Origin of the sequence: Curtobacterium sp. ME-Dv--P-122a (assembly GCF_030209645.1) — a bacterium.
GTDB lineage: Bacteria > Actinomycetota > Actinomycetes > Actinomycetales > Microbacteriaceae > Curtobacterium > Curtobacterium flaccumfaciens.
In genome coordinates this window covers 192,022-215,011 of record NZ_JARVRO010000014.1, presented here as the reverse complement: position 1 = coordinate 215,011, position 22,990 = coordinate 192,022, and the positions used below count along the sequence as shown (strand labels likewise).

24 protein-coding genes and 1 tRNA gene are annotated in these 22,990 nt (G+C 70.9%); 12 read left to right on the top strand and 13 right to left on the bottom strand.

Going from position 1 to position 22,990, the window contains the following annotated elements; genetic code table 11:
• Positions 1-2 precede the first annotated feature (2 nt).
• Positions 3-1,589 carry a peptide ABC transporter substrate-binding protein gene (locus QRN49_RS15770; RefSeq protein WP_284756616.1) on the bottom strand — a complete coding sequence of 529 codons (1,587 nt, stop codon included), beginning with the start codon at positions 1,587-1,589 and terminating at the stop codon, positions 3-5.
• 179 nt (positions 1,590-1,768) lie between these two features.
• Here QRN49_RS15770 and QRN49_RS15765 point away from each other — a divergent pair, with 179 nt between their 5' ends.
• Positions 1,769-2,428, top strand: a complete 660-nt coding sequence (locus QRN49_RS15765; protein ID WP_284756615.1) for an FMN-binding negative transcriptional regulator — start codon at positions 1,769-1,771, stop codon at positions 2,426-2,428.
• Positions 2,425-3,894, top strand: coding sequence for an amidohydrolase (locus QRN49_RS15760; RefSeq protein ID WP_284756614.1), 1,470 nt, complete (start codon positions 2,425-2,427; stop codon positions 3,892-3,894). The genes QRN49_RS15765 and QRN49_RS15760 overlap by 4 nt, the downstream gene beginning before the upstream one ends.
• A 28-nt stretch (positions 3,895-3,922) precedes the next feature.
• Here the strand turns inward: QRN49_RS15760 and QRN49_RS15755 are convergent, their stop codons facing one another.
• The 3 genes from QRN49_RS15755 to QRN49_RS15745 are packed head-to-tail and all read right to left on the bottom strand — an operon-like array spanning position 3,923 to position 6,072.
• Positions 3,923-4,852: an Fpg/Nei family DNA glycosylase gene (locus QRN49_RS15755; protein ID WP_071246661.1), complete on the bottom strand. Its 930-nt coding sequence runs from the start codon at positions 4,850-4,852 to the stop codon at positions 3,923-3,925.
• A 43-nt stretch (positions 4,853-4,895) separates the two neighbouring features.
• A complete protein-coding gene (locus tag QRN49_RS15750; protein WP_111192012.1) occupies positions 4,896-5,384 on the bottom strand; it encodes a ribose-5-phosphate isomerase in 489 nt (162 codons plus the stop codon).
• 46 nt (positions 5,385-5,430) lie between these two features.
• Entirely contained in the window at positions 5,431-6,072 is a 642-nt protein-coding gene (locus QRN49_RS15745) for a helix-turn-helix domain-containing protein (protein ID WP_111024194.1), read from the bottom strand.
• On the opposite strand from QRN49_RS15745, the gene QRN49_RS15740 reads away from it, so the two are divergent.
• Complete coding sequence (locus tag QRN49_RS15740; protein WP_259513384.1) at positions 6,071-6,589, top strand: GNAT family N-acetyltransferase; 519 nt, start codon at positions 6,071-6,073, stop codon at positions 6,587-6,589. The two genes, QRN49_RS15745 and QRN49_RS15740, sit on opposite strands and share 2 nt — an antisense overlap.
• 121 nt (positions 6,590-6,710) lie before the next feature.
• Here QRN49_RS15740 and QRN49_RS15735 read toward each other — a convergent pair whose 3' ends face one another.
• A complete protein-coding gene (locus QRN49_RS15735; protein WP_244993485.1) occupies positions 6,711-7,271 on the bottom strand; it encodes a mycothiol-dependent nitroreductase Rv2466c family protein in 561 nt (186 codons plus the stop codon).
• A gap of 213 nt (positions 7,272-7,484) precedes the next feature.
• Here QRN49_RS15735 and pepN point away from each other — a divergent pair, with 213 nt between their 5' ends.
• The 3 genes from pepN (at position 7,485) to QRN49_RS15720 (ending at position 11,720) form a co-directional block, all read left to right on the top strand.
• The gene (gene pepN / locus QRN49_RS15730) at positions 7,485-10,064 is read left to right on the top strand and encodes an aminopeptidase N (RefSeq protein WP_284756613.1); all 2,580 of its coding nucleotides are present in this window, start codon (positions 7,485-7,487) and stop codon (positions 10,062-10,064) included.
• A 73-nt stretch (positions 10,065-10,137) separates the two neighbouring features.
• Entirely contained in the window at positions 10,138-11,205 is a 1,068-nt protein-coding gene (locus QRN49_RS15725; RefSeq protein ID WP_111039297.1) for a mechanosensitive ion channel family protein, read from the top strand.
• Positions 11,206-11,258: 53 nt separating this feature from the next.
• Positions 11,259-11,720 (top strand): globin, encoded by a 462-nt coding sequence (locus QRN49_RS15720; RefSeq protein WP_284756663.1) that lies wholly within the window; start codon positions 11,259-11,261, stop codon positions 11,718-11,720.
• A gap of 143 nt (positions 11,721-11,863) precedes the next feature.
• On the opposite strand, the gene QRN49_RS15715 is transcribed toward QRN49_RS15720, so the two are convergent.
• Both QRN49_RS15715 and QRN49_RS15710 read right to left on the bottom strand, forming a co-directional pair.
• Positions 11,864-12,706: an NAD-dependent epimerase/dehydratase family protein gene (locus QRN49_RS15715; RefSeq protein ID WP_284756612.1), complete on the bottom strand. Its 843-nt coding sequence runs from the start codon at positions 12,704-12,706 to the stop codon at positions 11,864-11,866.
• 46 nt (positions 12,707-12,752) lie between these two features.
• Positions 12,753-13,454: a DUF8185 domain-containing protein gene (locus tag QRN49_RS15710; RefSeq protein ID WP_071405518.1), complete on the bottom strand. Its 702-nt coding sequence runs from the start codon at positions 13,452-13,454 to the stop codon at positions 12,753-12,755.
• A 91-nt stretch (positions 13,455-13,545) separates the two neighbouring features.
• Here QRN49_RS15710 and QRN49_RS15705 point away from each other — a divergent pair, with 91 nt between their 5' ends.
• Positions 13,546-14,409 carry an acyl-CoA thioesterase gene (locus QRN49_RS15705; protein ID WP_111030580.1) on the top strand — a complete coding sequence of 288 codons (864 nt, stop codon included), beginning with the start codon at positions 13,546-13,548 and terminating at the stop codon, positions 14,407-14,409.
• Here QRN49_RS15705 and QRN49_RS15700 read toward each other — a convergent pair.
• Both QRN49_RS15700 and ettA read right to left on the bottom strand, forming a co-directional pair.
• The gene (locus QRN49_RS15700; RefSeq protein ID WP_071405517.1) at positions 14,396-14,848 is read right to left on the bottom strand and encodes an acyl-CoA thioesterase; all 453 of its coding nucleotides are present in this window, start codon (positions 14,846-14,848) and stop codon (positions 14,396-14,398) included. The two genes, QRN49_RS15705 and QRN49_RS15700, sit on opposite strands and share 14 nt — an antisense overlap.
• Positions 14,849-14,880: 32 nt before the next feature.
• Positions 14,881-16,566: an energy-dependent translational throttle protein EttA gene (gene ettA, locus QRN49_RS15695; protein ID WP_111030561.1), complete on the bottom strand. Its 1,686-nt coding sequence runs from the start codon at positions 16,564-16,566 to the stop codon at positions 14,881-14,883.
• Between the two features lie 189 nt (positions 16,567-16,755).
• Here ettA and QRN49_RS15690 point away from each other — a divergent pair, with 189 nt between their 5' ends.
• On the top strand, positions 16,756-17,493 hold the full coding sequence (locus QRN49_RS15690) for a hypothetical protein (protein WP_071405515.1): 738 nt from the start codon (positions 16,756-16,758) through the stop codon (positions 17,491-17,493).
• Between the two features lie 72 nt (positions 17,494-17,565).
• Here QRN49_RS15690 and QRN49_RS15685 read toward each other — a convergent pair whose 3' ends face one another.
• The 3 genes from QRN49_RS15685 to msrA all read right to left on the bottom strand — a co-directional run bounded on the left by QRN49_RS15685 (position 17,566) and on the right by msrA (position 19,143).
• Positions 17,566-18,255 (bottom strand): single-stranded DNA-binding protein, encoded by a 690-nt coding sequence (locus QRN49_RS15685; protein WP_284756611.1) that lies wholly within the window; start codon positions 18,253-18,255, stop codon positions 17,566-17,568.
• A gap of 119 nt (positions 18,256-18,374) precedes the next feature.
• Entirely contained in the window at positions 18,375-18,578 is a 204-nt protein-coding gene (locus QRN49_RS15680) for a hypothetical protein (protein ID WP_017886045.1), read from the bottom strand.
• A gap of 37 nt (positions 18,579-18,615) precedes the next feature.
• Positions 18,616-19,143, bottom strand: a complete 528-nt coding sequence (msrA, locus tag QRN49_RS15675) for a peptide-methionine (S)-S-oxide reductase MsrA (protein WP_111024217.1) — start codon at positions 19,141-19,143, stop codon at positions 18,616-18,618.
• A gap of 150 nt (positions 19,144-19,293) precedes the next feature.
• Between msrA and QRN49_RS15670 the strand changes: the two genes are divergently transcribed.
• Positions 19,294-19,560, top strand: a complete 267-nt coding sequence (locus QRN49_RS15670; protein ID WP_017886047.1) for a hypothetical protein — start codon at positions 19,294-19,296, stop codon at positions 19,558-19,560.
• A gap of 89 nt (positions 19,561-19,649) precedes the next feature.
• The gene (locus QRN49_RS15665; protein WP_284756610.1) at positions 19,650-20,978 is read left to right on the top strand and encodes a hypothetical protein; all 1,329 of its coding nucleotides are present in this window, start codon (positions 19,650-19,652) and stop codon (positions 20,976-20,978) included.
• Between the two features lie 61 nt (positions 20,979-21,039).
• On the opposite strand, the gene QRN49_RS15660 is transcribed toward QRN49_RS15665, so the two are convergent.
• Positions 21,040-21,112 (bottom strand) — tRNA-Arg (locus QRN49_RS15660).
• Positions 21,113-21,264: 152 nt separating this feature from the next.
• Here QRN49_RS15660 and QRN49_RS15655 point away from each other — a divergent pair.
• Both QRN49_RS15655 and QRN49_RS15650 read left to right on the top strand, forming a co-directional pair.
• Entirely contained in the window at positions 21,265-22,008 is a 744-nt protein-coding gene (locus tag QRN49_RS15655; RefSeq protein ID WP_259513390.1) for an acylneuraminate cytidylyltransferase family protein, read from the top strand.
• Positions 22,005-22,877, top strand: a complete 873-nt coding sequence (locus tag QRN49_RS15650) for an N-acetylneuraminate synthase family protein (RefSeq protein ID WP_071405510.1) — start codon at positions 22,005-22,007, stop codon at positions 22,875-22,877. The genes QRN49_RS15655 and QRN49_RS15650 overlap by 4 nt, the downstream gene beginning before the upstream one ends.
• Positions 22,878-22,990: the final 113 nt, after the last annotated feature.

Genomic DNA, 22,990 nt, shown 5'->3' with positions numbered 1-22,990 from the left:
CCCTACTTCACGGCGATCTGCGCGATCACGGGGCTGCCCGCCACCGCCGGCAGCTTCGCGATCTTGTCGCTCGTGACGTACGAGTACTTGTCGAAGAAGGTCGGGACGATCGGGAAGTCCTGCAGGACCGCCTCCTGCGTCTTCGTGTAGTACCCGTTCGCCTCGTCCTGGGACCCGGCGGAGTCGGCCTTCGCGAGCAGCGAGTCGACGTCGTCGGACTGGTAGTAGCCGGTGCACGGGGAGCAGCCGCCGGCCGTGGTGAACAGCGCACGGAGCGTGTTCTGCTGGCTGATGTACAGCGCGCCCCAGTGGCCGAAGTGCGGGCCGGCGACGGTCTTGTCGGTGAGCTCCGAGTAGTAGGACGCCCAGTCGGTGGTGGCCTTCGCCTCGGCGTCGACGCCCAGGTTCTGCCGGATCTGGTTGGCGTACGCCTCGTACAGGGAGTCGAGGCCGGTGCCGCCCGGGTAGACGAGCGTCATGGTGCCGTCGAACCCGCCGGCACTGGCGAGGAGCTTCTTCGCCGCTGCCGGGTCGAACTCGCAGGCGTCGCCGCAGATGCCCTCCTCGGTGCCGGACATCGACGGCGGGGTGAGTGCGGTGGCCGGGTCGTACAGGCCGCCGTAGATCGCGTCGTTGACCTCGTCACGGTCGATCGACATCGAGATCGCGCGGCGCACGTCGGGGTCGGAGTACCGGTCGTCCCACAGCGGGAACCCGAGGTAGTCGATGCCGGGGGCGTCGAAGGAGTGCAGGCGGTCGCCGAAGTCGGCCTTCGCGCTCGTCATCTTGTCGGTCGGCAGGAACAGCACGTCGGCGTTGCCGGCCAGGACGTCGGTGTACGCGGTGTTCATGTCGGAGTAGCTGCGGAAGGTCACCTCGTCGGTGGCGGGCTTCGTGCCCTCGTAGTCCTTCCAGGCCGTGACGGTGAACTCCTGGTCCGCCTTCCACGCCTTCGTCATCTCGTACGGGCCGTTGCCGATCGGCTTCTTGTCGTACGCCTTCAGGTCGTCGTACGCGGCCTCGGGCATCGGGTAGAACGCCGTCTGGGCCTGGCTGAGCTGCAGGGGGAACTGGCTGTCCGCGTGGGTGAGCGTGACCGTGAAGGTGTCCTTGCCGGTGACCTTGAGTCCCGACATCTCCTTGGTCTTCGGGGTGCCCTTCGCCGGGTTGAGGTCGGTGTACCCGACGATCCCGGCGAGCTGCCCGCTGTTCTCCCACGCGTTCGGGCCGTAGGCGACGTGGTTCCAGGCCTTCACGTAGCTCTCCGGTGTGACGGCCTCGCCGTTCTGGAACGTCCAGCCGTCCCGCAGCGTGATCGTCCACGTGGTGGCGTCGTCGCTCTCGACGCTCTTCGCCGCCACGTCCTGCAGGTCACCGTCGGCGTCGGTCTGGGTGAGCGGCGCGAAGACGCTCATCACCTGGTCGAAGGCCACGGTCTGCCGCCCCGGGGTCAGGTGGTCGGGTTCGCCGGTCGCGTAGACCAGGCTCGAGGGAGCGTCGTCGTCGGCCGCGCCGCCCGCCGAACAGCCGGTCGCCACCAGTGCCAAGGTTGCCGTCGCGGCCAGCGCGGCGATCGTCCTGCGTCGCATGATCTCTCCTCGATCGGGTGCGGCCGGATCCCTGCCCGGTCGTCGTGGTGGGAAAGCTAGGACGGTTCGAATCCCGACCACAAGACTTCTTTCAATGCGCTCTGAGAGTTTTACCGCGCAGAAACACTGACGAAACGACACCCGTCGCGCGACCGGGCCCGTTGTGCCACGCTCGGAACATGCGCCACACACCGCACTTCCTGATGACCGACGTCGACGAGGTCCGACGCCTCATCACCGGGAACCCGTGGGCGACGATCGTGTCCCACACCGCGGCCGGACTGGTCGCCTCGCACTACCCGGTGCTGCTCGAGACCCCCGGCCCCGACGACGACCCGGACGCCCTCGTCCTGGTCTCCCACGTCGGCCGCCCCGACGAGGTCGCGCACGAACTCGGACAGCACGAGGTCCTCGTCGTGTTACAGGGCCCGCACGGCTACGTCTCCCCCGCCTGGTACCCGCCGGAGCAGTTCGTGCCCACCTGGAACCACGTCACCGCCCACGTCTGGGGCACCCCCGAGATCCTCTCCGATGACGAGAACTTCCGGGTCCTCGGCGAACTCGTCGACCACTTCGAGCACGTCATGCCGTCGCCCGTGTCGTTGCAGATCGACGAGGAGACCGCCCGCCGGATCGCCAAGGGCACCGTGGGCATCCGGATCCGCGTCACCCGGTTCGACGCCCGCGCCAAGCTGTCGCAGAACAAGGCCCCCGAGGTGATCGACCGCATCGTCGCCGGGCTGCGGGGTGACGGCCCCTACGCGTCGCCGGCGCTCGCCGACGAGGTCGAGCGGGTCCGGCCCGTCCCGTCCCCGGCGAACGGCCTGGAGGCGTCGTGACGGAGACCCTGCTCCGCACCGTCCGCAGGGTGGGCACCTCCGGAGCCCCTGCCGACGTCCGCATCGTCGACGGGCGCGTCACCGAGATCGCACCGACCGGCACCCTCGACCCCACGAGCGTCGACACCGACGTGGTCGAGGCCGCCGGTGCCTGGCTCGGTCCGGGCCTGCGCGACCACCACACGCACTTCGACCAGTGGGCACTCGTCCGCCGTCGTGTCGACGTCACCGGCTGCGACTCCCCCGAGGCGACCGCCGACCTGCTCGCCGCCGTCGCGCGGGCGGGCGTGACGGACCGCGTCCTGGTCGGACACGGCTACCGCGACGGGATGTGGCCGCGCCCTGCGCGACGCGAGCTGCTCGACCGTGCCGCCCCGGGCCTCCCGGTCGTCGTCATCAGCGCGGACCTGCACGCCGTGTGGTGCAACGCGCTCGCGCTCGCGCACTTCTCGGCTGCTGTCGGCCGCCCGCTCGAGGCGGGCGAGGACGGGGTCCTGCGCGAGCAGGACGCGTTCGACGTGACCGGAGCGCTGTCGCAGGTGCCGGACGACCTGCTCGACGCCTACGTGGCGGACGCTGCCGAGGCCGCGGCCGCCCGCGGGGTGACGGGCGTGGTCGACCTCGAGATGCGCTTCGGACTCGACCGCTGGCGCCGCCGGATCCACGCCGGCACCGACGCGATCCGGGTCGCGTCCGGGGTGTACCCGGCCGAGCTCGACGAGGCCATCGGCCGGGGGCTGCGCACCGGCGACGTGGTCGACGGCACGCGGGGCTTGCTCACGATGGGACCGTTCAAGGTGGTCACGGACGGGTCCCTCGGCACCCGGACCGCCGCCATGACCGACGGCTCCGGTGTGCTCGCCTGGCCGTTCGAGGACCTCGTCGCGATCACCCGCCGTGCCGTCGACGCCGGACTCGTCCCCGCGATCCACGCGATCGGCGACCGGGCGAACACGCTGGCGCTCGACGTCTTCGAGACCGTCGGGGCCCGCGGCACGATCGAGCACGCGCAGTTGCTCGTCGACACCGACGTCGACCGGTTCGCCCGGCTCGGGGTCGCCGCGTCCGTGCAGCCCGAGCACGCCATGGACGACCGGGACATCGCCGACCGGCACTGGGCCGGGCACACCGACCGGGCATTCGCCTTCGCGTCGCTCGCACGGGCCGGAGCGCGCCTGCTGCTCGGCTCGGACGCTCCGGTGGCGCCGCTCGACCCGTGGGTGTCGATGGCGGCGGCCGTCGGTCGGGACCGCGACGGGCGGGACCCGTGGCACCCGGCCGAACGGCTCTCGGCACTCGTCGCCTGGCAGGGGTCGACCGACGGGCGCGTCGGGGTGTCCGTCGGCGACGTCGCGGACCTGGTGCTCGTCGAGTCCGACCCGCTGGCGTCCTCGTCCGCCGCACTGCGCGGCATGCGGGTGCTCGGGACGGCCGTCGCCGGACGGTTCACCTACCGGGAGCTGTGAGCGGGCGGGCGTGCCCGTGCCCCGTGGACTACTTCTGGTCCTTCGGGCACCAGTAGAGCTTCCGGCCGGCCATGTCCGCCATCCGGATCTCGGTGCCGCAGACGCGGCACGGCTCGCCCTGCCGGTGGTACACCCAGTGGCGGTCCTTGCGGGAGCGCAGGGCCTTCTTGTGGTCGGCCTCGGACAGGTCGTCCATCGTCATCATCAGGCCGTCGCGGACGCCGTCGTGCAGCAGCTTCGACCAGTCGGCCCAGAGCGCCTTGGCCTGCTTGACGGTGATCTTCTTGCCCGGCTTGTACGGGTCGATGCGCTGCCGGAACAGCAGTTCGGCGCGGTAGATGTTGCCGATGCCGGCCACGACGGACTGGTCCATGAGCAGCTGCCCGATGGCGACGTTCCGACGGCGGACGTTGTCGACGAAGGTCTTCTCGGCCTCGGGCCCGTCGTCGTTCATCGGGTCGGGGCCGAGCTTGTCGAGGGCACGCTGCACCTCGGCCGGGGTCTCCACGACGCACGCGGTCGGGCCGCGCAGGTCGGCGACGGTGTCCTCGGTGAGGATCCGCACCCGGACCTGGCCCACCGGGTCCGGCGGGAAGGACTCGATCGGGTCCTCCGCCTTCTCCTGCTCGGCCATCCGGTAGCGGGCGAGCCGCGGTGCGCCGATCGAGCTGAGCGACTCTTCGCGGTCGTCGTCGTCGGACAGTGCCTCGGCGGTGGAGATCACACCCGCGAAGTCCCAGGCCCCGTACAGGCCGAGGTGGACGCGGAGGAACAGGTCGCCCTCGAACTCCAGGAACATCTGCTTCGCCACCGCACGCGCGGCGATCATGCGCTTGCCGTCGAGCTGCGCGGCCCCGGCGGCGAAGCGACCCTGGGGGCTCGACACCTCGCAGCGCTTGCCGACGAAGTGCCGGGTGAACTGGTTGGCGATGCGGTGGACGGAGTGACCCTCGGGCATTGGTCTTGTCTACTCGGTGTTGCTGGGCCGCTGGGTCGCTGTCCTACTGGTCGATCTGGCGGCCGGCGATCAGCCCGGTGGTCTCGTACTCGGCCAGCTGGGCGATGCGGCGGGCGTGGCGCTCCTCGCCCGAGAACGGCTCGGCGATGAACAGGTCGACGAACCGGATCGCCTCGTCCTCGGTGTGCTGGCGCGCACCGATGGAGATGACGTTGGCGTCGTTGTGCTGACGGGCGAGCAGGGCGGTCGACTCGTTCCACACGAGCGCGGCGCGGATGCCCTCGACCTTGTTGGCGGCGATCTGCTCACCGTTGCCGGAACCGCCGAAGACGACGCCGAGGGCCTGGACTCCGGCGCGCTGGTCCTGCACCACGGCGTGCGCGGCGTTGATGCAGAACGAGGGGTAGTCGTCGAGCGCGTCGTACTCGGTCGGACCGTGGTCCACCACCTCGTGCCCGGCTTCGGTCAGGTGGGTTGCGAGGGTCTTGTTGAACTCGAGGCCGGCGTGGTCCGTTCCGAGGTGGATGCGCATGGAACCGATCCTATTCCTGCGGCTCCGGGGGCCGGACCACCACGGACTACGGCGCGCGGACCACCACGACGAGGTACCGGGTGGGGTCCTCGCCCGGGTTGCGGTAGACGACGTCGGCGGGGTCGCCGAGCTCGATCCGGTCCCCCGCCGCCAGGCGCGTCGGCTCGCCGCCGACGACGACCTCGAGCACGCCGTCGACGACCCAGATGCAGTGCCGCAGGAACGCGTAGGCGGACGCCGGGTAGGCCACTTCGCGGCCGGCCGGGAGGCGCACCTCGGTGACGTCAGCGGGGAACGCCGCGCTCGAGACCGGACGGCGGCGGTACCCGGTGTCGGGATCGGTCCAGGAATCGGCGGTCGCGCCGCGCTGGACCCCGCGCGCCTCGTCGGGGTCCGTCACCCTGGGCACCTCGTGCTCCAGGGCATCGTCGAGGAGCTGCGAGATCGTCAGACCGAAGGCACCCGACAGGCGACCGAGGATCGTCGCGGTGGGGCTCGAGACCCCGCGTTCGACCCGGTTGATCATCGCGCGGGAGACGCCGGACTCCTCGGCGAGCTCGGTGAGGCTCCACCTGCGCTCGGTGCGGAGGCGCTGGAGGCGTTCGCCGAGCGCCCGCTGCTCGGCGACCGAGGTGTCGTCGGCGCCGGTTGCGGGATCGGCGTGCGCGTCGTCTACGATGTGAGACATGACGACAGCATATGCGACGAACGGGGTCGTGATCCGCGACTGCTCCCCGACCGACCTCGACGTCGTGCACGCCCTGCACGTCGAATCGGTCCTGCACTCCACCGCCATCTGGCAGGACACCCCGCACCCGCGTGCGTACTTCGACGGGTGGCTCACCGAGCGGCAGGGCGGCGGGTACCCGGTGGTCGTGGCCGAGGTCGACGGCACCGTGGCCGGCTACGCCACGTACTCCCAGTGGCGGCCGCACCAGGGGTACCGGCACACCGTCGAGCACAGCGTCTACGTGGTCGAGGCGTTCCGCGGCCGGGGCATCGCGACGACCCTGATGGCCGAGTTGGTCGCGCGGGCCACCGCCGAGGGGCGGCACGTCATGATGGCCGGGATCTGCAGCACCAACACGGGGTCGATCGCCCTGCACGAACGCCTGGGGTTCACCACGGTCGCGGTCGTGCCCGAGGTCGGACGCAAGTTCGACCGCTGGCTCGACCTGACGCTCATGCGCCTGCCGCTCGTCTGACGCGACGGGCGGGGCGGGCGCACCACGGGCCTCCCGGCCGCCCGTCGACGAACGGAACCTGGTTCCGGACACGGAACCACGCGATCCCGCGGTGCTGTGTCCGGAACCTGGTTCCGGAGCGTCAGTCGGTGGTGTCGAAGATCGGGCCGACCGTGCGCGAGCGCTTGAGCTCGAAGAACCCGGGGTACTTCGCGACGGCGACGACGCCGTCCCACAGGTCGAGCGCCTCCTGGCCCTTGGGCGCCGGGGAGATGACCGGTCCGAAGAACGCGGTTCCCTCGACGGCGATGACCGGCGTGCCGACGTCCTGTCCGACGCGGTCGATGCCGTCCTGGTGGCTGGCGCGCACGGCGGCGTCGACCTCGTCCGTCCAGGCGTACTCGAGCAGGTCGGCGTCGAGGCCGAGCTCCGCGAGCACGGCGGGGACGACCTGCTCCGGGTCGGACTCCTGGCGGTGGTGGATGTGCTCGCCGAGGGCGTCGTACAGCGGCTTCACGACGTCCTGCCCGAGCCGGAGCCGCGCCGCCGTGACGATGCGCGGGTAGACCTGGCCGGCGTGCAGGCGCTCCTTGTAGCTCTCCGGCACGTCCTGGTCCTCGTTGAGGACGAACAGGCTCATCACGTTCCAGGTCACGTCGAGGTCGCGGTGCTCGGCGACCTCACCCACCCAGCGGCTCGTCATCCAGCCCCAGGGGCAGTTCGGGTCGAACCAGAACTCCACGGCGGTGCGCTCGGTGGTGGGGTCGGTCGGGTTGTCCACAGTCGTCTCGGTCACGATCCGAGCGTACGCGGCGTCGCTAGGCTGGAACCCATCGTCCCGCCGGCGCACGACGCCGTCCGGGGCCCCGTACGCGGACACCGATCGTCCGCGTCCCCAGCGAAGATGGAGCGTTGCGTGCCCGGAGAGAACCTCACCCGAATCGAAGCCCAGGAGCGCGCGGCCGTCGTCGCCGTGCAGACGTACGACGTCGAGCTCGACCTGACCCGCGGCGCCGACAGCTTCGGCAGCACCACGCGGGTGCGCTTCACCGCCACCGCCGGCGCATCGACCTTCATCGACGCCATCACGAACACCGTGCACTCGATCACCCTGAACGGCACGGCGCTCGACGTCGCCGCGGTGAACGACGGCGTGCGCATCCAGCTCGACGACCTGCAGGAGCAGAACGAGCTCGTGGTCGTCAGCGACGCGCTGTACACGAACACCGGTGAAGGCCTGCACCGCTTCGTCGACCCGGTGGACGACGAGGTGTACCTGTACTCCCAGTTCGAGGTCCCGGACTCCCGCCGCATGTTCGCGGTGTTCGAGCAGCCCGACCTGAAGGCCGAGTTCTCCTTCACCGTGACGGCGCCGTCGCGGTGGCAGGTCGTCTCGAACTCCCCCACGCCGGAGCCGCACGTCGACGGCGACGTCGCGACCTGGGCCTTCCCGCCCACCGCGCGCATCTCGAGCTACATCACCGCGCTCGTCGCCGGCCCGTACGAGGTCGTGCGCGACGAGCTGACCAGCCGCGACGGCCGGACGATCCCGCTCGGTGTGTTCGCGCGCAAGTCGCTCGCCTCGTACCTCGACCCCGAGTACGTGTTCGACATCACGAAGAAGGGCTTCGCGTACTTCGAGGAGAAGTTCGACGTCGCCTACCCCTTCGACAAGTACGACCAGCTGTTCGTGCCGGAGTTCAACGCCGGTGCGATGGAGAACGCCGGTGCGGTCACCTTCACCGAGACCTACGTGTTCCGGTCGAAGGTCACCGACGCCATCAAGGAGCGCCGGGTCGTCACGATCCTGCACGAGCTCGCCCACATGTGGTTCGGCGACCTGGTCACCATGAAGTGGTGGAACGACCTGTGGCTCAACGAGTCGTTCGCCGAGTGGGCCTCCACGATCGCTACGGCCGAGGCCACCGAGTGGACCGAGGCCTGGACCACGTTCCAGGCGATGGAGAAGTCCTGGGCCTACCGCCAGGACCAGCTCCCCTCGACGCACCCGATCGTCGCGACGATCAACGACCTCGAGGACGTCCAGGTCAACTTCGACGGCATCACCTACGCGAAGGGCGGCTCGGTCCTCAAGCAGCTCGTCGCCTGGGTCGGCATCGACGCGTTCTTCGCGGGTGTCTCCGCCTACTTCAAGAAGCACCACCACTCGAACACCGAGCTCCGCGACCTGCTCGTCGAGCTCGAGGCGACGAGCGGCCGTGAGCTGACCGAGTGGTCGAAGCTCTGGCTCGAGACCGCGGGCGTCAACACCCTGCGCCCCGAGATCGAGACCGACGAGTCCGGTGTCATCACGTCGTTCACCGTCCTGCAGGAAGCCCCCGCCGACTACCCGACGCTGCGCCCGCACCGTCTGGCGATCGGCGTGTACGCCTTCCGGAACGACGAGTCCGCGCCGTTCGGCGCCGACACGGCGTCCGCCGGGGGCAAGCTCGAGCGGGTCCACCGCGTCGAGATCGACGTCGACGGTGCCCGCACCGAGGTGCCCGAGCTCGTCGGCGTCCAGCGCGGCGACCTCGTGCTCCTGAACGACGACGACCTGGCCTACGCCAAGATCCGTCTCGACGAGCACTCCCGGCGCACCGCGATCGAGCACCTCGCGTCGATCGCGAACCCGCTCGCCCGTTCGATCGTCTGGGGTTCCGTGTGGGACGCCACGCGCGACGCCGAGTCCCCGGCCAGCGATTACGTCCGCCTGGTGCTCGGCAACATCGCGACCGAGACCGAGTCGACGACCATCCGGACGACGCTCTCGCAGCTGCTGCTCACCGCACGCAACTACGTGGCACCGGGCTCGGTCGAGGCCACGGTCCGCACCGTCGGCGACACCCTCTGGCAGCTCGCGTCCTCGGCCGAGGCCGGTTCGGACGCGCAGTTCCAGTTCGTGAAGTTCTTCGCGCAGGTCCCGTCCACGCCCGAGCACGTCGCGACCCTGCAGGGCCTCCGCGACGGATCGGTCACGCTGCAGGGCCTCGAGATCGACACCGACCTGCGCTGGGAGCTGCTCGAGGGCCTCGTGCTCGCGGGTGCCGCGGACAACGCCGAGATCGACGCCGAGCTCGCCGCGGACAAGACCGCGTCGGGTGAGCAGGCCGCGGCACGCGCCCGGGCGACGATCCCCACGGCCGAGGGCAAGCTGGCGGCGTTCTCGTCGCTGGTCGACTCGTCCGAGCTGCCGAACGCGATCGTGCGCCAGACCACGGTCGGGTTCCAGCACGTGAACAGCCCGGTGCTGCTCGAGGGCCTCGTGCCGAAGTACTTCGAGGTGCTCACGCGCATCTGGGCCGAGCGCAGCTACCACATGGCGGACACCATCGTCTCGGGCCTCTACCCGGCGCCGCTCGCGTCGGCCGAGCTCCGCGACGCCGCCGCCGCGTGGCTCGAGGAGCACCCGGAGACGCCGGCGCTGCGCCGCATCGTGTCCGAGAGCCTCGCGGGCACCGAGCGCGCGCTCCGGGTCCAGGCCGCCGACGCCTGACCCCTGCTCTGATCCGGCGGGGTCTTGGTGTTCCTCCAGGGACGCCGAGGCCCCGCCCTTTACGATCGTCCGGATGATCTTCCTCGCTGCTTCGACCGACGACGCGTCCAAGTGGATGTCGAGCTCCTTCACCGAGTTCGTCACCGTCTGGCGTGTGCCGATCGTCATCGTGGTGACCGTGCTCGTCGCCATCGTCGTCCGGCTGATCCTGCGGCGCACGATCAAGCAGGTCGTCGACCGGATCGTGAACGGCGTCAAGAAGCGTCAGGGGGCCGCCGACACGCAGGCCCTCATCGCGTCGCCCGTGCAGACCGCGCGGGTGGTGCAGCGGACCCGGACGCTCGGCAGCGTGCTCGAGAACCTGGCGACCGTCGCAGTCGTCATCATCGCCCTGGCCGTGATCATCCCGCAGGTCCTCCCGAACGCCGCGGTCGGCATCGTCGGTGGCGCGTCCCTCGTCGCAGCCGGCCTCGCCGTCGGCGCCCAGTCCATCGTGAAGGACCTGCTGTCCGGCATCTTCATGATCCTCGAGGACCAGGCCGGCGTCGGTGACGTCGTCGACACCGGGCAGGCCACCGGTGTCGTCGAGAACGTCGGGCTGCGCGTCATGCAGATCCGCGACGTGAACGGGATCCTGTGGTTCGTCCCGAACGGCCAGATCCTGCGCGTCGGCAACCTGTCGCAGGGCTGGTCGCGCGTGCTCGTGGACATCACCGTGCCCTACGACACCGACATCGACGCCGTGCAGGACGCACTGCTCAAGGCCGCCGTCACGATGTCGCAGGAGTCCCGCTGGCGGCAGCGGATCGTCGAGAAGCCCGAGATCTGGGGCCTGCAGTCGATCACCGACGCCGGCATGGTCTTCCGCCTGGTCGTGAAGACCCGCGCGTCCGAGCTCGACGTCGTCGGCCGGGAGCTCCGCACCCGCCTGAAGCACGCCGTCGACGAACTCGGCATCACCCTGCCGGCGATGGCGATGATCATGCCAGAGGGCTGGGAGAACGCCACCTCGATCAACGGCCTGCGCACCGTCCGGACCCAGCCGACGCCGGCCCCCACGAAGCCCCGGCGTCCCAAGCGCAACATCCTCGGGCAGCCGATCCGCACCGACGACCCCGACAGCGGGAAGGACCCCCGATGACCGACCCCACACCCCCGAGCGGCACAGGCCCCGGAGCACGCGGCTCGCTCGGCATGCCCGGCGCCCCCGGGATGCCAGGCTCGGTCAGCGTCCCGGCGCAGCCGATCACCCTGCGCGTCGGGGAGCACGGCGCCTCGGCCACCGGGTCGCTGTACGAGCGGATCGGCGGCGCCCCGACCTTCGACCGGCTCGTCCGGCGCTTCTACGAGGGCGTGCAGCAGGACGAGGTCATCTGGCCGATGTACCCGGCCGACGACCTCGAGGGTGCGATCTGGCGCCTCTCCGCGTTCCTGCAGCAGTACTGGGGCGGCCCGGGCACCTACAGCGAGCAGCGCGGCCACCCCCGCCTGCGGATGCGGCACAACCCGTTCCGCATCACGCCCGAGGCCCGGGAACGCTGGCTCCACCACATGCACGAGGCGGTCGAGTCACTCGAGCTCGCACCCCTCGACGAAGCCGAGCTCTGGGGCTACCTGGACCGCGCTGCCCACGCGATGACGAACACCTTCGACTGACGCGCGCCCGGCGCGACGCCGGCGTGCAGTGATCGTCACGAGCGGCGGACGGGAGGCCCGTGGCGGCGCCGCCACGGGCCTCCCGTCCGCCGGTTCCCGCGTTCTCGTTCCCGCGGGACGCCGGCGTCTTCGGGCAGCGCGGGTCAGCGCACGGACGAGCCGGAGGCGAGGTCCTCGACCAGGGACGGCCGCGACGGCCGCCAGCCGAAGGCCGACCGGGCGTGTGCGCCGGACGCCTCCTGGTGCAGCAGCAGGGCGTCGGCGAAGTCCCGCCCGAGCCGTTCGCGGCTCGCGTCGACGCTCTCGGCGACGACCGGTGCACCGTGGGCCCCGGCCTCGGCGATCCGACGGACGGTCGGGTTGTCGCCGGTCGCGGCGACGATGTACCCGTCGGGCTCGCCGCGGTGCAGCGCGAGGACGTAGAGCTCGCCGAGGTCGTCGACGTGCACCGTCGTCCAGCGCTGCGAGCCGTCGCCCACCAGCCGCACCGGCTGCTCGCCGTCGCTGACGAACATCGCCGGGATGCCGGCGCCGCGCCCGTAGACGATGCCAGGGGCGACGATGGTGCTCCGCACGTCGCTCCCCCGCAGCAGGGCCTCGTTCGGTCCGCGCCAGGCGGTCAAGGCCGGCGGGTCGATCGGCGACTGCTCGGAGATGTCCGTCGAGTCGCCGAAGGTGAAGATCCCGCCGGTGTGCACGAACGGCTTCGGCGTGCCGGCCAGGGCACCGATCGCGGTGCGGATGAAGTCCGGGTCGACGCCGGGCGCCGATGCCGTGTGGACCACGCCGTCGCTCTCGTGCAGCAGGCGCTCGACGACGTCGGTGTCGGTGACGTCACCGACCAGGGCCCGGCCACCGGCGTCACGGACGTGCTGGGCCTTCTCGTCGGACCGGACGAGCGCGGTGACCTCGTCGCTGTGGGCCACGAGGGAGCGGAGGACGGAGGAGCCGATGTAGCCGGACGCACCGGTGAGGAAGACGTGCATGCGGCCAGCCAACCACGGCGGCCGGGCGGTGTGGTCGTCGGCGTCGCTAGGAGCTCAGGGTCCAGGCGCGGCGCTTCACGAGCACGTGGCCGCGCGACGTCGTGAGTCGGCTCCACGGGCCCGTCTCGAACAGCCGGACCGGGTCGTGCCCGAGGAACCCGAGGCTCTCGCCCGCGAAGCCCGCACCGGCGGGCAGGTGTTCGACGCCGGGGACCGGTCGACCCCAGACCTCGGCACGGATCCGTCGGACGATGGCCTCGCCGGCGTTGGACGGCACGGCGTCGGCGACCTCGGCGATGCCGTCGCGGGTGGCGCGGCGGAGGAGTTCCGGCGAGACGTCCGGCAGCGGGACCCAGCCACCGCGGGGCGGGGAGATGGCCGCCCACGTCACGGTGTGCACCTCGTGCGGCAGCTCGACCTCGATCGGGGTGGCCCGCGTCGGGTCGGCACCCTCGGCGTGTTCTGCGTCCTGCGCCTCGGCCAGCAGGCGGAGGCGCTCGAGGAGCGACTGCAGCGGGACCACGGTGTCGATCGACGCCGGCTCGGTGAGCGAGAACGTGCGGAGGCCGAGCACCGTCGGCAGTTCGTCGAGCAGCCCGAGCGGGTAGAGGATCGCCGTGTAGACGGCCAGGACGCCGGAGTCGGCGATGAGCCGGACCGAGCCGTCCTCGATCCGAGCGGCACGTCCGAGGTACGTGCGGAGGTCACCGAGGGAGGCGGCGTCGGGAAGCGTGAACGAGTTGCCCATGTCGTCCCCGATCCTACCGGCCGTCGATGCCGCAGCACCTGGGCGTGGCGACCTGCGACGGCGGCGGGCGGCCGTTCGTAGACTGCACAGCGTGAACGGCGAACCCGACTTCCTGCGGACCCTGCGACTCGAGGACACCGGCGCGAGCACGGGCGAGACGATCCTGACCGGTGCCAGCCACTGGTCCCCCGGTGGACGGGTGTTCGGCGGGCAGGTGCTGGCGCAGTGCATCGTCGCCGCGCAGCGCACGATCGAGGGACGCGACGTCCACTCGATGCACGGCTACTTCCTGCGGCCCGGCGACATCGACGTGCCGATCACCTTCGGGGTCGAGCGCATCCACGACGGCCGGTCGTTCGCGGCCCGACGTGTGCAGGCGTACCAGCGGGGTGTCCCGATCTTCTCGATGATCGCGTCGTTCCAGGTGCCGGACACCGGCATCGAGCACCAGGACCCGTACCCGGTGGACACCCCGGACCCGGAGTCCCTGCCGTCGGCCGCGTCGATCCTGTCCGCGATCGACCACCCCGTCGCACGTGCCTGGGCCGCACGGTCCATCGACCTGCGCCACGTCGAGGGGCCGGTGTTCGTCGACGTGCAGGGCGAGCACGTGCCGCACCAGGCGGTCTGGTTCCGGGTGCAGGGGGACCTGCCGGACGACCCGGCGCTCCACCGTGCGGTGCTCGGGTACGCGAGCGACCTGTCGATCCTCGAGCCGATCATGCGGCGGCACGGCGTCGCCTGGGGCACCCCGGGGGTCAAGAGCGCGAGCCTCGACCACGCCATGTGGTGGCACCGCGACGGTCGCGCCGACGAGTGGATCCTGTACACGCAGGAGTCCCCGAGCGCACAGGGCGGACGGGGACTCGCGTTCGGCCGGATGTTCTCCCGCGACGGGCAGCTGCTGGCCACCGTCGCCCAGGAGGGCATGATGCGGGTGCCTACGGCCGGCTGAACTGCACCGGCTCCTCGAGGTAGCGCTCGCATGCGGCACGCTCGGTGTCGGTGAGCCGACGCGGACGGTTCGTCGCCGCGTCGACCATCACGAGTGCCGTCGTCGCCCGGGTGTACAGGACGGCGGGGTGCTGCCCCACCGGCGACCAGACCTCGTACGAGACGTCGATGCTCGCGCCGCCGAGCCGCCCGATCCACATCTGGATGTCGAGCGGTTGGCGGAGGTACGGGATCGACGCCAGGTACTCGAGGCGCTGCCCGGCGATCACCGTCATGGTGCCGGAACCCGGCCGACCGTCGATGATCGGCTCGGGCAGGTCGCCGTCGGGGTCCTCACCGGGGTCGGCACCCCAGAACCCCACGATGCGCGCCTCTTCGAGGAGGCGCAGCATCGCGGAGTTGTTGACGTGACCGTAGGCGTCGATGTCGCTCCACCGCATGCGGATGGGAGCGTGCAGTCTCGCCACGAGGGTCAGTCGCGGGTGAGCTTGCGGTACGTCGCGCGCCCGGGCTTCGCGGCATCGGCGCCGAGGCGCTCGATCTTGTTCTCCTCGTAGGCCTCGAAGTTGCCCTCGAACCAGTACCAGTTCGGCGTGCCGTCCTCGTTGAGGCCTTCCCACGCCAGGATGTGCGTGGCGATGCGGTCGAGGAACCACCGGTCGTGGGTGATGACCACGGCGCAACCGGGGTACTCGAGCAGGGCGTTCTCGAGGCTGCCGAGCGTCTCGACGTCCAGGTCGTTGGTCGGCTCGTCGAGGAGCAGCAGGTTGCCGCCCTGCTTGAGCGTCAGCGCCAGGTTCAGACGGTTGCGCTCACCACCGGACAGGATGCCGGCGCGCTTCTGCTGGTCCGGGCCCTTGAAGCCGAACTGCGACACGTAGGCGCGGGACGGGATCTCGGTCTTGCCGACCTGGATGTAGTCGAGTCCGTCGGACACGACCTCCCACAGGTTCTTGTTCGGGTCGATGCCACCACGGCTCTGGTCGACGTACGAGATGTCGACCGTGTCGCCGATCTTCAGCGTGCCGCCGTCGAGGGGCTCGAGGCCGACGATCGTCTTGAAGAGCGTGGTCTTGCCGACACCGTTCGGGCCGATGACGCCGACGATGCCGTTGCGGGGCAGCGTGAACGACAGGTCGCCGATGATGACGCGCTCACCGAACTGCTTGCGCAGGTGCTCGGCGTCGATGACCTGCGAACCCAGGCGCGGGCCGACCGGGATCACGATCTCCTCGAAGTCGAGCTTGCGGGTGCGCTCGGCCTCGGTGACCATCTCCTCGTACCGGGCGAGACGGGCCTTCGACTTCGCCTGACGGCCCTTGGTGTTGCTCCGGACCCAGTCGAGCTCCGAGGACAGGCGCTTCGCGAGCTTGGCGTCCTTCTTGCCCTGGACCTCGAGGCGAGCGCGCTTCTTCTCGAGGTAGGTCGAGTAGTTGCCCTCGTACGGGTACAGGCGGCCACGGTCGACCTCGGCGATCCACTGGGCGACGTGGTCCAGGAAGTACCGGTCGTGGGTCACGGCGAGGACGGCACCGTGGTACTGCTGCAGGTGCTGCTCGAGCCAGAGCACGCTCTCGGCGTCGAGGTGGTTGGTGGGCTCGTCGAGGAGGAGCAGGTCGGGCTTCTGGAGCAGCAGCTTGCAGAGCGCGACGCGGCGCTTCTCACCACCGGACAGGTGGGTGACGAGTTCGTCCCCCGGGGGGCACTGCAGCGCGGCCATGGCCTGCTCGAGCTGGGAGTCGAGGTCCCACGCGTCGGCGGCGTCGATGTCCTCCTGCAGGGTGCCCATCTCGGCCAGGAGCGCGTCGAAGTCGGCGTCCGGCTCGGCCATGAGCGCCGAGATCTCGTTGAAGCGTGCGAGCTTGCCGTGGATCTCGCCCACGCCTTCCTGCACGTTCTCGAGCACGGTCTTGCTCTCGTCGAGCTCCGGCTCCTGCATGAGGATGCCGACGCTGAAGCCCGGCGTGAGCTTCGCCTCGCCGTTGGACGGCTGGTCGAGACCCGCCATGATCTTCAGGATCGTCGACTTGCCCGCACCGTTCGGTCCGACGACGCCGATCTTGGCACCGGGGAGGAACGACATCGTGACGTCGTCGAGGATCAGCTTGTCGCCGACCGCCTTGCGGGCGCGGACCATCTGGTAGATGTACTCAGCCATATCGGCCCCAAGTGTAGTGACACCGTCGGAGCACCGCTCGCCCGACGCCGGATCGCCGCTTCCCGCACCTGTACGAACAAGCCTGTTGTTCGCGACACGGACGACGTAGCTTGGCCTCACCCCGCTACCTCGGGCCCGTCGCCCACCACGACGAGGACCAGGATCAGGACCACGGACAGGACGAGGACCATGACCACGCACACGACCACGACCCCGTCGCGGCTCCGCCGCCTCGCGCTCCCCTTCGTCGGAGCGATCGCACTCACCGTCGCGCTCATCGCCCCGGTGTCGCCGGCATCGGCCGCCGGTGCCGTGCCGAAGGGCAGCCCGTACCTGCTGTACACGGCGAGCATCAGCGCCAACGGCACGGGCACCGGCTACTCGTCGTACATCAACGTGCACGACGCCCACAACAACGCCTACTCGTTCGGGATCCAGTCGGACAAGGGCTCCCCGCAGAGCAAGGGCAAGCCGCGCTACATCTGGGAGCGCGTGCAGAACGGCAAGTTCACCTACGGCTACCTGGGCCTGGCCACCAACAAGCTCACGCCCATCGGCATGCGCTGGTACAAGAACGACGTCGCGACGATGATCGTGAACCACAAGACGATCGGCACCCTCAAGCTCAACCTCGACGGTCGCCTGTTCTTCAACGCCGAGGCCAACGCCCGCCTGAACGGTGACGTCGTGCACTCCACGGTGCAGAACACCCGCATCACGGTCGGCGACCGCAAGTCGAACACCGGCCTGAACGGCAAGTGGGACACGAGCTTCTCGTTCCACGGACTGAAGGCGAAGCAGACGAACAGCCCGCGGGTGCAGGGTGCCAGCTTCACGATCGACGGCCGCGTGACCGGGCTGCCCCGTGGCGGCAACTGGGACACCGCCCAGGTCTCCGGCATCGGGATGATCGCCCAGAAGTGGTGACCGACGCGACGCGGTGAACCGCACGCGTCCCCGGCGGCCTGACCCGCACCCCGACTCCGGTCGGCGTGCGGGTCAGGCCGCTTCGGCGTCGTGGGCGTGGTCGTCGAGGGGCGGCGCGGGGTCCCAGGGGGCGGCGTCCTGTTCGAGGACGTGCTCGGACGGCCCCGCGGGCTCCTCGCCGTGGCCGAGCGGCGGTGCCCCGTGGACCCCGTCGACGTCGCCGTCACCGTTACCGTTACCGTCAGAATCACCGTCCGGAGCGTGCTCGGTCGCCGGTGCATGCTCGTGCGCGCCGTCCGGCTCCGCCCCGTGACCGGCGCCGTGCCCCGCCGGGTCGCGGACCTCGCCGGTGCGGGGGTCCACCCCGCGCAGACCACCCTGCCCCGAGGCGCCGTCGCCGACCTGCCGCGGCACCCGCAGCCAGTTGCTGATCCCCCACGCCAGGTCGTGGCCGATGCCGTCGGCGTCGATCTCGACCGAGGTCCCGCCGCGACCGTCGCGTTCCCACGTGCGGATGCGGACCCGGCCGGCGACGACGATCCGGTCGCCCTTCTTCAGGGACTTGTACACGTTCGACGCGAGCGACCGGAACGCGGTGACGGTGTACCAGTTGGTGGCGCCGTTGACCCAGGCGGCGGTGGCCCGGTCCCAGCGGCGCGAGGGTGAGGCGAGTCGGAGACTCGTGATGGCGATGCCGGTCTCGGTGACGAGGTGCCGGGGCTCGGTGGCGACGATTCCGCAGACGGTGATGATGTCGTTCATGCGTCGATCGTCACGGAGCCCGGGGCCGCGTCAGCGACCCCGGGCTCGATCTGTGGCGTGTGGACCCGATCAGGTGACCTGTGGAGGACGAGTCCCCCGGGCCTCCTGTCCGGACCCGGTCAGTGCGCTCGGAACTCGGGCCGGGCGGCCAACGGTCCGAGCGCGGCGTGGACCGCGCCCTTCGCGGACTCGAGGGACGGGTACGGCCCGCCCGCCCGTCGTCGTCCGTAGAGCTCGACCTCGAACCCGTCCGCCGCGCGGTGGATGCTGCCCACCGCTCCGGCCGGACCGATCGCGACCCAGGTTCCCGTGTTGTCCGTCATGTTCGAACCACCTCCTCGTGGCCCTGCCGCCCCGGGGTCAGGACGCCAGGATGTACTGACTGTAGGCCTTCCGGACCTTGTTCACCTTGGGCAGCGCGACTGCGAGGCAGTAGCCCTGCCCGGGGTTCTTCGCGAAGAAGTCCTGGTGGTACTCCTCGGCCGTCCAGAACGTCGAGAGCGGCTCGATGGTGGTGACGATGCCGCCGTCCCAGATGTCCGACGCCCGCTCGATGGCGCGCTCGAACAGCTCGCGCTGCGCGTCGTCGGCCGGGAACATCGCCGAGCGGTACTGCGTGCCGACGTCGGCCCCCTGGCGGTTCAGCTGCCGGGGGTCGTGCAGCGTGAAGAAGACGTCGAGGATCACGTCGGCCGGGATCACCGACTCGTCGAACGTCACCGCGACCGCCTCGGCGTGCCCAGTCGTCCCGGTGCACACCAGTTCGTACGAGGGCTCCTCGACCTGTCCGCCGACGTAGCCGGACACCACGTCCTGCACACCCTGGAGCGTGCGGTACACGGCGTCGAGACACCAGAAACATCCACCTGCGAGCACGAACGTGGTCATGGCCACAACCTCTCTCCGGACTGCCCGTGCAGCCCCGTCGTTCCTCCACAACAGTGTGCGCGGAGACCCTGTTCCCCAGATCGGACGTTGCCCCTCGGCGTGTCGGTGGTCCCCCGTAGCGTCGGCACCACACCGACCAGGAGGCCAGCGATGCAGACCATCACCGAACCCGCACTGCGGATCCGCACCGTCCCGCTGGCCCGCGCCCGGGGCGACTACCGCATCCTCGACGTCCGCGACGACCTGAGCCGGGTCACCCGGGCCAACGGTGAGATCGTCGGCTACGTCGACCGCATCGACGTCGCCGGCGACACCGCCTACCGTGCCCGCCGGTACGTCGCGACCGAGCGCCGGTTCGTCGAGCTGCCGAGCGTGTGGTCCGCCGACGACGCCGTGGACACCCTGCGCTGGTCATGATGTTCCACATTGGAATCATCTGCACCGGGATGCACGGAACGCCGTCCGGCCTCCCCGACGCCTGACCGTTCCGTGGGTATGGTGCGCGCATGGACTGGTGGAACGACCTGACCGACTGGACTTCGTCCGACACGGGTTGGCGGGTGCTCTCGGGCGCTGTGATCCCCTTCGTCGCCATCGTCGTGGCGGGCGTCATCGCGGCGCTCATCGGGCGCAGCGCGACCAAGCGGGTCGTGGCGCTGCAGGAGCGGGAATCGAAGAACGCGGCCGTCGCCGCGATCCTCACGGCTGCGCGCAAGGCAGCGGCATGGGGATCGCTCGGACACGACGAGCGCGCCTACGCCGACCACCTCGCCGAGGACGCCGACATCCGGCTGCGCCTGCTCCCCGTGCAGGGCGCGCCACTGGCCGCCAACTGGGCCCAGCACGAGATCGCCGACATCAAGAAGAACTCGTCGACGTTCAGCTTCCAGGCGGACCAGTCCCTCGCCGAGTTCCGTGACCGCCTGCTCGACTGGCAGGCGCGACCGAGCCGTGCGCGCAAGCTCTTCAAGGCCGACCTCGAGCGCTGGAAGTTCGAGTCCCCGGACCCCGACGCCGACCTGATCAAGCGCCAGCAGGACTGGAACGCCGACCAGGCCGAGGCCCCTCGCACCCAGGCACCCGCACCGGCCCCGGCGCCGGCGCCGGCTGCTCCCGCCGAGCGTCCCACCCCGACGACGACCTCGCTGCGTCCGGCCCAGCGCCCCGCGTCCGCACCGTCGACTCCTCCGGCGCCGGCCGCTGCCGCACCCGGTGCTGCTGCGCCCGCTGCGTCTGCCGGTGCCGCCGGCGGGACGACCCCGTCGTTCTCCGTGAACCGTGGCGCGGGCACGAACCCGAACCGCGGCAGCGCCGACCAGAACGCCACGCGCTCCTTCGGTGACAACACCACCCGCGTCTACGGCGACGACGAGGCTGCACCGCCGGTCCGTCCGGCACTCGGCACCCCGACCTCGCCCGCCCGCTCCGCCCAGGGCCGCGGCACGGACGACAGCGAGGTCGTGGACGACGACAGCGCCACGCGGGCCTTCGGCGACGCGAGCGCCACGCGGGCACCCGGCGACGCGAGCGCCACCCGCGCCTTCGGCGACACCGACCGCGCACCGCGGAACGACCGCCCGTCCTCGTCCGACCGTCCCGTCGCGACGCCCACCTCGGCCGACTCACACGTCAACCGGGCGCCCGCGAACGACGTCCCGCCCGCATCGGCACCCCGGGTCGACACCCCCGGCGCGACGAACACCACGTCCGTCCCGACGCGTCTGAACCAGGCCCCCGCCGAGCCGGCCGACGCGAACGAGACCTCGGAGGCGCCGTACACGCAGCCGATCAGCGCCGCCGAACTCCGACGCCGCGCCGCGGACGACGACGAGTAACCGCCCCAGGACGAGAACAGGGCCGCCATCCGGAGAGGATGGCGGCCCTGTTCGTCTTCGGCGCCCCCGGCAGGAATCGAACCCGCGGCACGGTGGGTAGAAACCACCTGCTCTATCCACTGAGCTACGGAGGCGAGCAGCGTCGATTGTAGCGGCGAGCAGCCCCGGGACGCTCGATGCGCGCCCCGCCGCGTCGCCGTGACAGGACCCGGCGGTCGCCCAACGGTCGGCCGCCGTCTGCTCCCCGTTCCCCTCCGCGACACCCGCGCTTCGTAGCGTCCGGAGCATGCGCACCACCGGTTCCGTCCTCGCCGTCGTGCCCGCACGTGCCGGGTCGAAGGGGATCCCCGGCAAGAACCTCCGCACGGTCGCGGGACGTTCGCTGGTCCGGCGAGCGGTCGACTCGGCACGACGTGCCACCCGCATCGACGAGGTCGTCGTCACGACCGACGGTGACGCCATCGCTGCCGAGGCGGTCGCCGCCGGTGCCGCCGTGGTCCGCCGTCCGGCCGAGCTCGCCGGTGACGAGGCGTCCTCGGAGTCCGCCCTGTTGCACGTCCTCGACGCGATCAGCACGCCGCTGCCCGAGGTCCTCGTCTTCCTGCAGGCGACCTCGCCGTTCATCGACCCGGCCGACCTCGACGCCGCCGTCGAGCGCGTGGTCGACGGGCACGCCGACGCGGTGTTCGCCGCCACGCCGTCGCACGCGTTCCTGTGGCGGACCGCCCCGGACGGCACCGCGGTGGCGGTGAACCACGACGCTGCGACCAGGCCCCGCCGGCAGGACCGCGAGCCCGAGTACCGCGAGACCGGCGCCTTCTACGTGATGCGGACGGCGGGGTTCCTCGAGAACCGACACCGGTTCCACGGCCGCGTCGAACTGGCCGTCGTCGACGGTGCCGGCGCCATCGACATCGACGACGAGGCCGACCTTGCCCTCGCCGAAGCCCTCGCCGAAGCGCCCGCCCCCACCACGACCCGAGACCCATCCCCGACGCGGGCCACCCCCGCACCGAACGGAGCACCATGACCGTCACCATCGGTACGTCCACGATCGGCGCGGGCCACCCCGCGTACCTCATCGGCGAGATCGGCCTCAACCACAACGGCGACGTCGACATCGCGAAGCAGCTCATCGACGTCGCTGCCGACGCGGGCCTGCAGGCCGTGAAGTTCCAGAAGCGCACCCCCGCGATCTCCACGCCGGAGCACATGAAGAACACCCCGCGCAGCACCCCGTGGGGCGACATGACCTACCTGGAGTACCGCTACCGCGTCGAGTTCGACCGCGACCAGTACATCGAGATCGGCGACCACGCGACCCTCCGCGGGCTCGACTGGTTCGCGTCGCCGTGGGACGAGCCGTCCGTCGACTTCCTCGAGGACCTCAACGTCGTCGCGTACAAGATCGCCTCGGCGTCCGTCACGGACCTCGGCATGCTCGCCGCCGTCGCCGCGACCGGCAAGCCCGTCATCCTGTCGACCGGCATGTCCACGCTCGAGCAGATCGACGCCGCCGTCGAGGCCCTCGGCACCGACCGCCTCGTCCTCATGCACGCGACGTCGACCTACCCGCTGCCGGCCGAGGAGGCGAACCTCCGCATGATCGACACCCTCGCCCACCGCTACGCGGGCGTCCCCGTCGGGTACTCCGGCCACGAGCCCGGCCTGCAGATCTCCATCGCCGCGGTCGCCCTCGGCGCCACGGCCGTCGAGCGCCACATCACGCTCGACCGCACGATGTGGGGCTCCGACCACGCCGCGTCGCTCGAACCGCACGGCCTGAAGACGCTCGCCCGTGACATCCGCATCATCGAGACTGCCCTCGGCGACGGCGTGAAGAGGATCTTCCCCGGCGAGCAGGCACCGCTCGCGAAGCTGCGTCGCGTCGGCGCGTGAGCGGATGCAGTCCCCATCCGACCGCCGGCGAGCAGGCACCGCTCGCGAAGCTGCGTCGCGTCGGCGCGTGAGCGGAGCGCGCGTGAGCGGCGCACACGTGACCGGCCCGGTCG